This is a genomic window from Cellulosimicrobium cellulans (assembly GCF_006539945.1).
Taxonomy (GTDB): domain Bacteria; phylum Actinomycetota; class Actinomycetes; order Actinomycetales; family Cellulomonadaceae; genus Cellulosimicrobium; species Cellulosimicrobium cellulans.
The window spans coordinates 35,205-49,162 of the sequence record NZ_BJNZ01000014.1; the positions used below are offsets into that span (position 1 = coordinate 35,205).

The 13,958-nt window shown below is 73.7% G+C and carries 11 protein-coding genes; 5 read left to right on the top strand and 6 right to left on the bottom strand.

Annotated features, from left to right (window positions below):
* The first annotated feature begins 163 nt into the window (after positions 1-163).
* Both nrdD and nrdG read left to right on the top strand, forming a co-directional pair.
* Entirely contained in the window at positions 164-2,362 is a 2,199-nt protein-coding gene (nrdD, locus tag CCE02nite_RS11845; protein WP_141389839.1) for an anaerobic ribonucleoside-triphosphate reductase, read from the top strand.
* On the top strand, positions 2,359-2,937 hold the full coding sequence (gene nrdG / locus CCE02nite_RS11850; RefSeq protein ID WP_255318824.1) for an anaerobic ribonucleoside-triphosphate reductase activating protein: 579 nt from the start codon (positions 2,359-2,361) through the stop codon (positions 2,935-2,937). The genes nrdD and nrdG overlap by 4 nt, the downstream gene beginning before the upstream one ends.
* 58 nt (positions 2,938-2,995) lie before the next feature.
* Here the strand turns inward: nrdG and CCE02nite_RS11855 are convergent, their stop codons facing one another.
* From CCE02nite_RS11855 to CCE02nite_RS11865, 3 genes are all read right to left on the bottom strand, one after another.
* Positions 2,996-4,123 carry a cytochrome P450 gene (locus CCE02nite_RS11855; protein WP_255318825.1) on the bottom strand — a complete coding sequence of 376 codons (1,128 nt, stop codon included), beginning with the start codon at positions 4,121-4,123 and terminating at the stop codon, positions 2,996-2,998.
* A gap of 213 nt (positions 4,124-4,336) precedes the next feature.
* Positions 4,337-5,197: an ABC transporter permease gene (locus CCE02nite_RS11860; protein WP_141389842.1), complete on the bottom strand. Its 861-nt coding sequence runs from the start codon at positions 5,195-5,197 to the stop codon at positions 4,337-4,339.
* Complete coding sequence (locus CCE02nite_RS11865) at positions 5,194-6,204, bottom strand: ABC transporter ATP-binding protein (RefSeq protein WP_255318826.1); 1,011 nt, start codon at positions 6,202-6,204, stop codon at positions 5,194-5,196. The genes CCE02nite_RS11860 and CCE02nite_RS11865 overlap by 4 nt, the downstream gene beginning before the upstream one ends.
* Positions 6,205-6,335: 131 nt before the next feature.
* On the opposite strand from CCE02nite_RS11865, the gene CCE02nite_RS11870 reads away from it, so the two are divergent.
* Positions 6,336-7,265, top strand: a complete 930-nt coding sequence (locus tag CCE02nite_RS11870) for a TetR/AcrR family transcriptional regulator (RefSeq protein WP_141389844.1) — start codon at positions 6,336-6,338, stop codon at positions 7,263-7,265.
* 60 nt (positions 7,266-7,325) lie between these two features.
* A complete protein-coding gene (gene pgm / locus CCE02nite_RS11875) occupies positions 7,326-9,020 on the top strand; it encodes a phosphoglucomutase (alpha-D-glucose-1,6-bisphosphate-dependent) (protein WP_141389845.1) in 1,695 nt (564 codons plus the stop codon).
* A gap of 116 nt (positions 9,021-9,136) precedes the next feature.
* On the opposite strand, the gene CCE02nite_RS11880 is transcribed toward pgm, so the two are convergent.
* Positions 9,137-10,552 carry an MFS transporter gene (locus CCE02nite_RS11880; protein ID WP_141389846.1) on the bottom strand — a complete coding sequence of 472 codons (1,416 nt, stop codon included), beginning with the start codon at positions 10,550-10,552 and terminating at the stop codon, positions 9,137-9,139.
* A gap of 117 nt (positions 10,553-10,669) precedes the next feature.
* Here CCE02nite_RS11880 and soxR point away from each other — a divergent pair, with 117 nt between their 5' ends.
* Positions 10,670-11,110, top strand: a complete 441-nt coding sequence (gene soxR / locus CCE02nite_RS11885; protein ID WP_141389847.1) for a redox-sensitive transcriptional activator SoxR — start codon at positions 10,670-10,672, stop codon at positions 11,108-11,110.
* Positions 11,111-11,143: 33 nt separating this feature from the next.
* Here the strand turns inward: soxR and CCE02nite_RS11890 are convergent, their stop codons facing one another.
* Positions 11,144-12,013: a 2Fe-2S iron-sulfur cluster-binding protein gene (locus CCE02nite_RS11890; protein ID WP_141389848.1), complete on the bottom strand. Its 870-nt coding sequence runs from the start codon at positions 12,011-12,013 to the stop codon at positions 11,144-11,146.
* Positions 12,010-13,887: an FAD-binding protein gene (locus CCE02nite_RS11895; protein WP_218027097.1), complete on the bottom strand. Its 1,878-nt coding sequence runs from the start codon at positions 13,885-13,887 to the stop codon at positions 12,010-12,012. The genes CCE02nite_RS11890 and CCE02nite_RS11895 overlap by 4 nt, the downstream gene beginning before the upstream one ends.
* Between the last annotated feature and the right edge of the window lie 71 nt (positions 13,888-13,958).

Here is a 13,958-nt window from a genome sequence, read left to right on the forward strand (position 1 = left end):
CCTGTCCCGCGGTCGCCGCCACGCCGGGGATCGGCGTCGCACCCGACCGGCGGACTAGATATGGTGGCGCAGCCGTGATCCAGGCCCCACATGTTGGGGTGCGGTCCGTCTCGCAACCCCTGCGGGACGGAGACGAGAAATCGGTGGGCAGAGGGGACGAGCGATGACCACCATCGAGCTCGACCAGGCAGCACCGCGCAGCACGACCGCCACGCTGGAGGTCCTCAAGCGCGACGGCCGTCGGCGGCCGTTCGACGACGGCCGCATCCGCGCCGCCGTGACCAAGGCCTTCGCGGAGGTGCACGGCGACCTCACCGCGGCGCACCGGAGCCGCGTCGACGAGGTCGTGGGCCGTGTCGACGAGGAGATCGCCGCGCGGTTCGTCGGGGCGGTGAAGATCTACGAGATCCAGGGCGTCGTCGAGCACGTGCTGCTCGAGTCGCACGAGTACGACGTCGCGCGCGCCTACATCGACTACCGCGTGCAGCGCGACTTCGCGCGCAGCCGGGCGACGGACCTCAACCACTCGATCGTGCGGCTGCTGGACAAGGACTCCACGGTCGTCAACGAGAACGCGAACAAGGACAGCGAGGTCTTCAACACCCAGCGCGACCTCACGGCCGGGACCGTGGGCAAGGCGATCGGGCTGCGGATGCTCCCGCCGCACGTCGCCAACGCCCACCAGAAGGGCGACCTGCACTACCACGACCTCGACTACCACCCCTACGCACCCATGACGAACTGCTGCCTCATCGACTTCCGGTCGATGCTGGAGCACGGGTTCCGGATCGGGAACGCGCAGGTCGAGCCGCCCCGCTCGATCCAGACCGCGACGGCGCAGATCAGCCAGATCATCGCCAACGTGTCGTCCAGCCAGTACGGCGGGTGCTCGGTGAACCGCATCGACGAGCTCCTCGCTCCCTACGCCGAGCGCAACCTGGAGAAGCACCTCGCGGACGCGCGCCGTTGGATCGCCGACGAGTCCGCGCACGAGGAGTACGCGCGCGAGAAGACGCGCAAGGACATCTATGACGCGATGCAGTCGCTGGAGTACGAGATCAACACCCTGTTCACGTCGAACGGGCAGACGCCGTTCACGTCGGTCGGGTTCGGGCTCGGCACGGGCTGGCTGGAGCGTGAGATCCAGCGCGCGATCCTCCAGATCCGCATCCGCGGGCTCGGCAGCGAGGGCCGCACCGCGATCTTCCCCAAGCTCATCTTCACGCTGCGCCGCGGGTTGAACCTCGACCCCGGCGACCCCAACCACGACCTCAAGCAGCTCGCCGTCGAGTGCGCGACGAAGCGCATGTACCCCGACGTGCTGTCGTACGACAAGATCGTCGAGCTCACGGGCTCGTTCAAGGTGCCGATGGGCTGCCGGTCGTTCCTCCAGGGCTGGCAGGACGAGCACGGCCAGGACGTCTCCGAGGGCCGCATGAACCTGGGCGTCGTGACGCTCAACCTCCCGCGCATCGCGCTCGAGGCGGACGGCGACCTCGACACGTTCTGGCGCCTGCTCGACGAGCGCCTGGAGACCGTCCACGACGCGCTCGTGTTCCGGATCGAGCGCTGCAAGGAGGCGACGCCGGGCAACGCGCCGATCCTCTACGTGCACGGGGCGTTCGGGCAGCGGCTGGCCCCGGGCGACGACGTCGACCGCCTCTTCCGCGACGGCCGCGCCACGGTGTCGCTGGGGTACATCGGGCTCTACGAGGTGGCCGCCGCGTTCTACGGCGGCGCCTGGGAGCACGACCCGCAGGCCAAGGAGCTCACGCTCGACGTGCTGCGGTCCCTGCACGCGCACGCCGCCGGCTGGACGGCGCGCGCCGGGTACCGGATCAGCGTCTACGCCACGCCGAGCGAGAGCCTCACCGACAGGTTCTGCCGCCTCGACCGCGAGCGGTTCGGCGCGGTGCCGGACATCACCGACAAGGACTACTACACGAACAGCTTCCACTACGACGTCCGCAAGAACCCGACGCCGTTCGAGAAGCTCGACTTCGAGCAGGAGTACGCGCGGTACACGTCGGGCGGGTTCATCCACTACTGCGAGTACCCCGTGCTCCAGCAGAACCCGAGGGCGCTGGAGGCCGTGTGGGACTACGCGTACGACCGCGTGGGCTACCTCGGCACGAACACGCCCATCGACCGCTGCTACGCGTGCGGGTTCACGGGCGACTTCGACCCGACCGCGCGCGGCTTCGCGTGCCCGTCGTGCGGCAACGCCGACCCGCGCACGTGCGACGTCGTGAAGCGCACGTGCGGGTACCTCGGCAACCCGCAGCAGCGCCCCATGGTGCACGGCCGCCACGCGGAGATCTCCGCGCGCGTCAAGCACCTGGCGGACCCGGCGTCGGCGTGACCGTGGCGCGCACCCCCGGCCCCGGCTGGCGCTCGGACCGCCTCAGCCAGGGGTACGTCGCGGACTACAAGCCGTTCGTCATGGTCGACGGCGAGGGCGTGCGCTGCTCGCTGTACGTGAGCGGGTGCCTCTTCGCGTGCGAGGGCTGCTTCAACGAGGCCGCGTGGAGCTTCCGCTACGGGCGCCCGTACGACGACGCCCTGGAGGACCGCGTCCTCGCCGACCTCGCGCACCCCGCCGTGCAGGGCCTGTCCCTGCTCGGCGGGGAGCCGTTCCTCAACACGGGCGTGTGCCTGCGCCTCGTGCGCCGCCTGCGCGCGGAGCACGGCGACCGCAAGGACGTGTGGTGCTGGACGGGCTACACGCTGGAGGAGCTGCGGGACGGCACCGCGGACCAGCGCGCGCTGCTCGCCGAGGTCGACGTGCTCGTCGACGGCCGGTTCGAGCTCGCGCGCCGCGACCTGACCCTCGCGTTCCGCGGCAGCACGAACCAGCGCGTGCTCGACGCGCGCGCGTCGCTCGCGTCGGGCCGCGCCGTCCCCTGGACCCGGCCCCCCGTCCCGCTGTGGGCGTGAGATGGGCCCGGTTCTGCCGCGAGAACCAGGCCCATCTCACGCCCACAACAGGGCGGCGTCACCTCGCGATGCGTACCGGGACGGTGCGGAAGCCCGCGACGGGTGCGGTCTCGCGCTCGGCCGGGCGGGCGCCGTCGTGCACGACCGTCCCCGCGCGCAGGAGACGGCGGACGAGGACGCGCAGCTCGAGCGTCGCGAGCGGGCGGCCGGGGCACACGTGGGGGCCGGTCCCGTAGACGAGGTTGCGGTCGGCGTGGCCCTCCGGGTCGTACGCGGCGGGGTCGCCGAACGCGTCCGGGTCGCGGTTCGCCTCGCGCCAGTCGAGCACCACCTGCTCGCCCGCCGCGACGGGGCACCCGGCGACGACGGTGTCGCGCGTCGCGACGCGCCGGTTCGAGACGAACGGGTCGTCGAGGCGCAGGATCTCGTCGACCGCCGCGTCGAGCGCGGGGTCCGGGGCGTCGCGCAGGTGGTGCTGGTGCTCGGGGTGCTCGGCCAGCCAGTGCACGACGACGCCCGCGCACAGGGCGAGCGAGGACAGGTCGCCCCCGGTCCAGTTGCGCAGGATCGAGACGAGCTCCTCGTCGGTCCACGCCGGGCGGTCGTCGTCGCGCTGGGCGAGCAGGCGGGCGGTGACGTCCGAGCCCACGGTGCCGGGCGCGGGGTCGTGCCCCGGTCCGGTCGACGCCGGGCCGGACGTCGCGCCGGCGCGGCGCGCGTCGAGCAGGCCACGGACGATGCGGTCGAAGCGGGCCGCGACGCGGCCCGTCCACGCGCGGTCGCCGGAGCGCGTGGCGGCGCGGTTCTCCGCGACCCAGTCGAGCAGCTCTGGCTCCAGGTCCGCGGGCCATCCGAGCCACGCCGACTGCGCCCGCACGGCGTAGCGCGCGCCCAGCTCGACGGCGTCGAACGCGCCGCCCGCGACGTCGTCGACCAGGCCGGCGGCGAGGTCGTCGAGCACCGGTGCGAGCCAGGCGAGCTCGTCCGGGGCGAAGAACGGGTCGAGCAGACGGCGCGCCCGCGCGTGCGCCGCGCCGTCGAGGCCGTTGGGCACCTGGAGGTGGGCGGACGCCGCGCTGGAGAACAGCCCGGGGTCCTGCGCCGCCGCGACCACCTCGGCGTGCCGCCGCACGACGACCCTCCCCGCGCGGTCCCTCGTCCCCTGCACCGTCTCGGTGTCGCTCACCCTCGACCCTCCCGTCGCGTCGCCAGCCCCGGCTCGGGCCTCTGCGAGCGTACGACCGCCCGGGTCGCGCCTCGGGACGAACGCCTGCAGGACGGGCACGACGTCCGCCCGACCCGGGACGAACGTCCCTCCCGTGCTGTGGGCATGAAGGGGGCCCGGCTCTGCGGCGAGAACCGGGCCCACTTCATGCCCGCTGCGAGGCCGGGTGTCCTGTCAGACGGTCTTGCGCGTGCGGCGGATGCCGACCCACAGGCCGACGACGCACGTCACCGCCGCGGCGACGAAGCCCCACAGCACGTCCGTGCTCGCGAACGTCCCGGCGAGCAGCGCGCGCTCCGCGTCCACGATGTAGGTCAGCGGGTTGAACAGCGCCGCCGTGCGCATCCACGCCGGCCCGGCCTCGAGCGGCAGCATCATCCCGGACAGGATGAGGAGCGGGAAGAGCAACGACTGCTGCACGCCCCAGAACAGCCACTCGCGGTTCTTCGCGGCGAGCGCGAGCGCGATGGACAGCGCGCCGACGCCGATGCCGAACAGCCCGAGCAGCAGCAGCCCGACGAGCAGGTGCAGCGGGTAGAGCGTGAACCCGAACGGGACGCAGACCAGCGCGATGAGCAGGCCCTGCACGACGAGCGGCGCGAACTCCTTGAGCGAGCGGCCGACGAGGATCGCGGACCGGTCGAGCGGGGTCGCGAGCACGCGCTCGTAGGAGCCGGTCATCATCTCGTAGAGCAGGTTGGACCCGCTCATGGACGTGCCGAACAGCGAGATCATGACGATCACTCCGGGCACGAACCACTGGAGCGTCTCCGCCGTCGACCCGCCGCCGCCGGGCGCCCCGCCCCCGAACCCGCCGACCGCACCCGTGAGCAGCGGGCCGAACAGGCCGAGGAAGATCAGCGGCTGGAGCAGCGAGAAGATCAGCGTGAACGGGTCGCGCAGGACGAGCAGGATCTCGCGCGTGAAGACGGCCCAGGTGTCGGCGAGGAGCTTCGCGACCCCGGTCCGCAGGAACGCGTCGGTGCCGGGCGTCGTCCGGCTCGCCGGCGAGGAGAGGTCGGTGCGCGTGCTCATGCGGCCTCCTCTCGCAGGCTGCGCCCGGTGAGGTTGAGGAACACGTCGTCGAGGCTCGCCTGCTTGAGCTCGGCCGAGCGCACCGCGAGGCCGCCGACGCGCAGCGACTCGATCGCCTCGGGCAGCCGGTCCGCGCCGTGGGTCGTGGAGATCCGGACGGACACGACGCCGTCGGCGCCGCTCGTGGTCTCGACCTGGCCCACGTCCTCGGCGAGGGACGCGCGGACGCGGCCGACGACGTCGGGCACCACGCCCGACCGCTCGCCGGGGACGCCGCTCCCGCCCGCCGCGGGGGCCACCGCGAGCGTGATGACGTCGTCGGCGTGGCTGTGCTTGAGCGCGTCCGGAGTGGCGTCGGCGATGATCTCGCCGTGGTCGATGACGACGACGCGTTCTGCCATGGAGTCGGCCTCGTCGAGGTAGTGCGTGGTGAGCACGATCGTCATGCCGTACCGCTCGCGCATCGCGGCGATGTGCTCCCACAGGTTGGCGCGCGCGTGGGGGTCGAGGCCCGTCGTCGGCTCGTCGAGGAACAGCAGCGGCGGGTGGTTCATGAGCCCGAGCGCCACGTCGAGCCGGCGCCGCTGGCCGCCCGAGAGCGACTGCACGGTGCGCTTCTCGAGCCCGCCGAGGTCGAGGGCTGCGAGCAGGTCGGCGGCCCGCCGCGTGTACTCGCCGGGCGGGAGGCCGTAGAAGCGGCCCTGGTTGTGCAGCTCGTCGAGCACGCGGTAGGAGTACCCGCCGCCGTTGCCCTGCCCGATGAAGCCGATGCGGGATCGGACCCGGGCCGGGTCGCGCGCGACGTCGTAGCCGGCGACCTCCGCGGTCCCGGCGGTCGGTTCGAGGAGGCTCGTCAGCATCCTCAGGGTCGTGGACTTGCCGGCCCCGTTGGGGCCGAGGAAGGCGACGAGCTCGCCCTCACGGACGTCGACGTCGATGCCCTTGACGGCCTCGACGGTCTCTTTCTTGCGGTGGAAGGTCTTGGTCAGGCCACGGGCTCGGATCACCGGAGCCACCCTTTCGTACGCCGTACCGAAATTGAGGATCCACGTTAGCATACGGTGTACGGGAAGAGGCAAGCCTCTGCCCCGCCGAGGCTGTCGGGCGGGACGCGACCGAAGTCGGGGAGGATACGCACGTGACGACCGACCGCACCGACGAGCGCGACGGCGGCCTCGCGCCGTCGGGCACCCCGCAGACCTCGCCCGCGACCCCGGAGCCGGAGGAGCCGGGACGGCCGCGCGGCGTCGTCGCGGCCGCGGACGCCGGGGTCGCCTCCGCCGTGCAGGCCGCGGAGCACGCACGGGCCCAGTTCACCGAGGTCGTCCGCACCCCCGAGATCACGCGCCGCCTCGCGCTCCTGTGGGACCCGCCGGCCCCCGCGACCCGTGGCCGCAAGCCGCGGCTCACGCTCGACGACGTCGTGCGGGCGGGGATCGCCGTCGCGCAGGAGGGCGGCCTCGACGCGCTCTCGATGCGCCGCGTCGCGACCGAGCTCGGCGTCGGAGCGATGTCGCTGTACACGTACGTGCCGGGCCGCACCGAGCTCGTGGACCTCATGATCGACCGCGCGTACGCCGAGCTCGACCTGCCCGCCGCGGGAGCCCCGTGGCGGCCCGCGCTCGCGCAGTACGCGCACGAGCTGTGGAACCTCTACCTGCGCCACCCGTGGATCCTCCAGACCAACATGTGGCGCGCCCCGCTCGCGCCCCACGTGCTCGACGCCCAGGAGGCCGGGCTGCGGACCATCGTCGACACCGGTCTCTCCGAGCTCCAGGTCGTCGACACCCTCGGCCTCGTCGACAACTACGTCCAGGGCCTCGCGCGCGCCACGATCGCCGAGCGGACCGAGCGCGACGCGACCGGCGTCGGCAACGACGAGTACTGGACGACGCTCGGCAGCTTCTGGGAGGACTGGTTCGACGTCGAGCGCTACCCCGTCATGACGCGCGTCTACGTCGCGGGCGGGTTCGACGCCCCGCAGGGCCCGTTCGACGCGAGCCTCGACCGCCTGCTCGACGCCGTCGAGATGGCGATCGACCGCGCGAGCACCGGACCTGCCGAGTAGAACCTGACCGGACGGCGGTCCCGGCTGACGCGCGGACGTCACCCCTGGCAGGATCGACCCATGGATCCCCGCGCCGGCACGCCCGCCCAGCCCAGCGACCTGATCGACGTCGACGCCGTGGTCGGCGCCTACTACGACCTCGCCCCCGACGTGGACGACCCCGCGCAGAAGGTCGTGTTCGGCACGTCGGGCCACCGCGGGTCGAGCCTCGACCACGCGTTCAACGAGGCGCACATCATCGCGATCACGGCCGCGATCGTCGAGTACCGGCGCTCGCAGGGCACGGACGGCCCGCTGTTCATCGGCCGCGACACGCACGCGCTGTCGCTCCCGGCGTGGCAGACCGCGCTCGAGGTCCTCGTCGCCGCGGGCGTCCAGACGTACGTCGACGCGCGCGACTCGTTCACCCCGACCCCCGCCGTCTCGCAGTCGATCCTCCTGCACAACGAGGCGACGACGATCGACGGCGTCCGCACCACGGGACCGGGCCTCGCGGACGGGATCGTGGTCACGCCGTCGCACAACCCGCCGCGCGACGGCGGCTTCAAGTACAACCCGCCGCACGGCGGCCCCGCCGGGTCCGAGGCGACCGGCTGGATCGCGGACCGCGCGAACGAGATCCTGCGCACCGGCGTCGGCAGCGTGCCGCGCGTGCCGCTGACCCAGGCGCTCACGTCCGAGCACGTGCACAAGCACGACTTCCTCACCACGTACGTCGACGACCTGGCGAACGTCCTCGACCTCGACGTCATCCGGGACTCCGGCGTGCGCATCGGCGCCGACCCGCTGGGCGGCGCGTCGGTCGAGTACTGGGGCGAGATCGGCGAGCGGTACGGGCTCGACCTCACGGTCGTGAACCCGCAGGTCGACCCGCGCTGGGCGTTCATGACGCTCGACTGGGACGGCAAGATCCGTATGGACTGCTCGTCGCCGTACGCCATGGCGTCGCTCGTCGCAGGGATGACCGGCGACTCCGGCGACGCCGAGGGCGGCGCGCCGTTCGACGTCGCCACCGGGAACGACGCCGACTCCGACCGCCACGGGATCGTCACGCCCGACGCCGGGCTCATGAACCCCAACCACTACCTCGCCGTCGCGATCCAGTACCTCTACGGCGGCGCGCGCGAGGGCTGGCGCGACGACGCGGCGATCGGCAAGACGCTCGTGTCGTCCGCCCTCATCGACCGGGTCGCGGGCGGGCTGGGGCGCCGGCTCGTCGAGGTCCCCGTCGGGTTCAAGTGGTTCGTGCCCGGCCTGCTCGACGGCTCCGTCGGGTTCGGCGGCGAGGAGTCCGCCGGGGCGTCGTTCCTCCGCAAGGACGGCCGCGTCTGGTCGACGGACAAGGACGGCCTGCTCCTCGCGCTGCTCGCGTCGGAGATCATCGCGGCCACGGGCCGGACGCCGTCCGAGCACCACCGCGACCTCGTCGAGCGCTACGGCGAGTCCTGGTACGCGCGCGTCGACGCGCCCGCGACGCTCGAGGAGAAGGCCACGCTCGGCAAGCTCTCGCCCGAGCAGGTCACCGCGACCGAGCTCGCCGGCGAGCCGATCACCGCCAGGCTCACCCGTGCGCCCGGCAACGACGCACCGATCGGCGGGCTCAAGGTCACGACCGAGAACGCGTGGTTCGCGGCCCGGCCGTCGGGCACGGAGAACGTCTACAAGATCTACGCCGAGTCGTTCGTCTCGGCCGAGCACCTGACCCAGGTCCAGGCCGAGGCGAAGGACGTCGTCTCCGCCGCCCTCGGCGGCTGACCTCCCTGCCGAGGCAGAACCCTGGCGCTGACCAGGGTTCTGCCTCGGCGACCCGCGGTTCTCTCTCGGCGGACCAGGGTTCTCTCTCGGCGCGGTGGGCCCGCCGGCCCACCGCCTCACGCCACCGCCCTGACTCCCGCCGCGGCGCGGCGCGCGACGACCGTCCCGACGAGGGAGACGCCCGCGAACGTGAGCATGAGCAGCTGGGCGGACCGGACGAGGTCGGGTGCCCCGAGGTTCACGAGGACGCCGGCGAGGGTGGCGCTGAGCGCCGTCGCGATGAGGAAGACGGTGTTGACCGCGGCCGCGGCCTTGGCACCCTCCTCCTCGCCGACAGTGCTCCCCAGCGCGGCGACCGTCAGGTGCGGGAACCCGAGCCCGATCCCGGCTCCCGCGAGGAAGAGCGTCACGAACCAGAGGGCGATCACCATGCCCGACGGCCCGTCGTGGTGGAGCAGCCCGTACGCGGCGAGACCGAGCGCGACCACCAGCGGGCCCACCGTGATGAGGCCCCGCCGCGCCCGGACCGTCGTGGCGTTCGCGGTGACCATCTGGGTCACCGACCAGCCCAGCGAGAGGGCCGCCCCGAGCAGTCCCGCGACGAGCGGACCGAGTCCTCCGATCTCCTGCCCGAAGAGCGGGATGAACGCCTCGGTGCCGATGCCGAACGCGAGGACTGCGACGGTGAGGTAGACCCAGCGGAGCGAGGACCCGCGCGCGAACGTGACCTGGGGCAGGATCCCGCTGCGCCCGCTCCGCTCGTGACGGACGAACCACACGCCGAGCACGACCCCGACGACGAGCGCCGCCGCGGTCGCGACACCGGCGGGCACGACGCTCGCGACGCCCACCGCTGCGACGGCGCTCGCGAGCAGCACGAGCGACGCCCACGGCACCGACTCGCCGGAGCGGCTCCGGGCGGTGCGCGGCATCGAGCGGACCACGAGCACGCAGACGAGCGCCGCGACGACCGCGAGACTGACGAACGCGGCGCGCCAGGCGCCGACCTGCCCGAACCCGCCTCCCACGACCGGCCCGACGATGTTCCCGACGCCCCACATCGCCGAGACGAGAGCCGCAGCCCGGGCCCAGAGCCGCTCGGGCAGCGCCCGCTGGATCAGGGCGTACCCGAGTCCGGCGAGCAGTCCTCCGCCAAGCCCTTGGACGGTGCGGCCGAGCAGCAGGACGAGCATCGACGGGCTGGCCGCGCACAGCAGCGACCCGAGGGCGAACAGCCCGAGCGCGAGCAGGTACGCCCGGACCGCGCCCTGTTGCGTCAGCACCCTGCTGACGAGCATGGAGGTGACGACGGAGGCCAGCAGGAACGTCGTCATCGTCCAGGCGTAGAACTCGGCGCCGCCGATCTCGGCCACGATCGTCGGCAGGAGACTCGTCGTGAGGTAGACGTTGCTCGCCTCCAGCAGGACGCCGCCCGCGAGCACCGCCGCGACGGGGGCGTACCGCCCGCCCAGCAGCTCGCGCCACGTGCCTGCCGTCCCCGTGTCCTGCCGTTCCTGCTCGGTCTGGGTCATCTCGGGCCGTCCTCTCGCCACGTCCGGTCGGGGCGTACGCCCCCCTGCGGGCGCCCCGGTGGACGACCCGCCGCGACGCTAATACCTCGAGTAAACTTGAGGTCAAGGGAGGTATCCGTGTCGCTCGAACCCGACGATCTCCTCGCTGTCGGCGAGGTCGCGCACCGCACGGGCGTCGCCGTGTCAGCGCTGCACTACTACGAGCAGCTCGGCCTCATCGCCTCGACGCGCACGTCCGGCAACCAGCGCCGCTACCCCCGGCACATGCTCCGGCGCATCTCGCTCATCGTCGTCGCGAAACGGCTCGGCATCCCCCTCGCGGACGTCCAGGAGGTCTTCACCAGCCTCCCCCTGGACCACCCGCCGTCACAGCGCGACTGGAGGCGCGTGGCCAAGCTCTGGAACGACGAGCTCGAGCTGCGGCGCACCCAGATCGACCACCTGCAGCGCGAGCTGACCGGCTGCATCGGCTGCGGCTGCCTCTCGCTCAAGGCGTGCCGGCTGCTCAACCCCGAGGACGCCCTCGGGTCGGACGGCCCCGGCCCCCGGCGCATCTGAGCGGCGGGAACGCACCGTCCGGCGGCCGCCTCCTCACCCGCGCCGGCTGCGGGCGTCCCACGTCTCGGTCGCGACGCGCTGGGCGTCGCGGAGCGCGCGGGCCGGGTCGACGCCCTTGGGGCAGACCTGGGTGCACGCCCCGACCTGGATGCACGGCCAGGCGCCGAGCTCGGTGTCGAGGACGTCGGCGCGGTCGAGCTCGCCGGCGTCGCGCGAGTCCTCGTCCCACCGGCGTGCCGTCGCGACGACGGCCGGGCCGAGGAAGCCCGGCGCGACGTCGAGCTGCGGGCACGCCGCGTAGCAGAGCATGCAGTCGATGCACTCGGCGAAGCTCTTGAACGCGGCGAGCTCGCCCGGCGTCTGCCGGTGGCCCGACGCCGGCCCGTGCGCCCGCAGCGCGTCGTCACCGTCCGCCGTCGGCGGGTCGGCGACGACGTCGCCCACCTCGACCCCGGCCGCCGCCTCGGCCGCACGCGGCGGCGCGTCGACGAGCGGGAGCCGCGTCGCGCCGTCGGGCACGAGCCACGGCTGCACGGCGGCGAGCTTGCCGAGGAACGTGTCGGTGTCGACGACGAGGTCGCGGAGCACCTCGGCGTGCGCAAGCGGCTCGACGACGAGGCCGGACGTGCGGTAGCCGCGCACGAACGTCTCGCACCCGAGCACGGGGCGGCCGTTGACCATCACGCCGCAGCTGCCACAGACGGCCATCTTGCACGACCACCGGAACGTGAGCGTGGGGTCCGCGTGGTCCTTGACCCACTGGAGCGCGTCGAGCACCGAGGTGCGGTCGTCGTAGGGCACGTCGAACACGTCCCGCCGCCCGGTGTCCGCGCCGTCGGGCGAGGTCCGCGCGACCTCCAGCCGCACCGTCCGTGCCTCCACCGGCCGCTCCGCCTCGCTCACGAACCCGCTCCCTCGTCCGCCGAGAACGACATGAGGGTCGTTCTCGGGCTCTTTCCGGCCCTCATGTCGTGTTCGGCGCCCACGGGGACGTGCGCCACCTCGAGCGCGCCGGCAGTACCGAGCCGGACCTCCGAGTGTTGCGCCACCGGCTCGCGCTCCGGGAAGTCGAGGCGCTGGTGCGCTCCGCGCGACTCCTCGCGCGCGAGCGCGGCTGCCACCGCCGCGTGCGCGACGAGGAGGGTCGCGCCGAGCTCCACCGTGGTCGCCCAGTCGGTGTTGAGCACCGGGCTCGTGTCCGCGACGCGCACGTCGGCGTAGCGGGCGCGCAGGTCCTCGACCGTCGCGAGCGCCCGCCGCAGCCCGTCGGCGTCGCGGTAGATCCCGGCGTCCGCGTCGAGCACGCGGCCGAGCTCGGCGCGGATCGCCGCGGGCGGCTCCGTCCCGCGCCCGCGCATCGCGAGGTAGCCGTCCGCGATCTCGGCGGCGCGGTCGACGACCTCGCCGTCCACCGACGCGGGGCCGACGCCGGCCCCCGCACCCGCCGCGCCGCCGTCGACCCCAGGGTGTCCGGCCGCGCGCGACCACGCGAGCGCGGCCTCCCCCGCCGCGCGCCCGACGACGAGCGTCTCGACGAGCGAGTTGGACCCGAGCCGGTTGGCGCCGTGCAGGCCGGTGGAAGCGCACTCCCCCGCGGCGAACAGGCCGGCGATCGAGGTGGCTCCACGGGCGTCGGTGCGGATGCCGCCCATCGTGTAGTGCGCCGTCGGGCGGACGGGCACGGGCTCGGCCGCGGGGTCGACGTCCGCGAACTGCTTCGCGAGGCTCGTCACGAGCGGCAGCCGCTCGGCGAGCCGCTCCTTGCCGAGGTGCCGCAGGTCGAGCAGGACGACGCCGCCGTCGGGCGTGGGGATCGTGCGGCCGTCGCGGTCGGCGTGCCAGAACGCCTGCGACAGCCGGTCGCGCGGCCCGAGCTCCATGGTGCGCGGCACGGGCGCCCCGACCGGCGTCTCGGGCCCCAGCCCGTAGTCGGCGAGGTAGCGACGACCGTCGGCGTCGAGCAGCACGCCGCCCTCGCCGCGCGCCGCCTCGGTGAGCAGGATGCCGCTCCCGGGCAGGCCGGTCGGGTGGAACTGGAGGAACTCCAGGTCGCGCAGCGGCACGCCCGCACGCAGCGCCATCGCGGTGCCGTCGCCCGTGCAGATGCCGGCGTTGGTGCTCGTCCCCCACGCGCGCGCGGACCCGCCCGTCGCGAGGACCACCGCGGGCGCCTCGAGCAGCAACGGCTCGCCGCGGTGCTGGTCGTGCACGACGACGCCGCGCACCCGCGCGTCCGGCCCGCCCGCGTCGTCGACCACCAGGTCGAGCACGTGGTGCTCGTCGTACCGGCGGACCGGGCCGTCGGCGGCCGAGTGCCGCAGCGACGTCTGGAACAGGGTGTGGAGCAGGTGGAAGCCCGTCTTGTCTGCGGCGAACCACGTGCGCGCCCGGCTCATGCCGCCGAACCGGCGCACGGCCACCTCGCCCTCGTCGGTCCGCGACCACGGCAGCCCCCAGCGTTCGAGCCGGTACAGCTCGCCCGCCGCACGCTCGACCACGAACCGGACAGCGTCCTCCTCGCAGAGCCCGGCGCCGCCCGCGAGGGTGTCGGCGACGTGCTGCTCGAGCGAGTCGTCGTCGCCCACCACGCCCGCGGCCCCACCCTCCGCGGCGACGGTGTGCGACCGCATCGGGTACACCTTCGAGACGAGGGCGACGACGGGCGCGCGGCGGTCCTCCCGCGCCGCGGCCTCCGCGACCGCGAGCGCGGCACTGAGACCGGCCGCGCCACCGCCCACGACGACGACGTCGGCGCGCTCGACCCGCAGGGCGGTCACGCGCGACCCCACCGCGCGGCGTTCGCGGGACGAACGCGCAGGTCCGCGCGTGCGGGAGACATCGAGGAGAG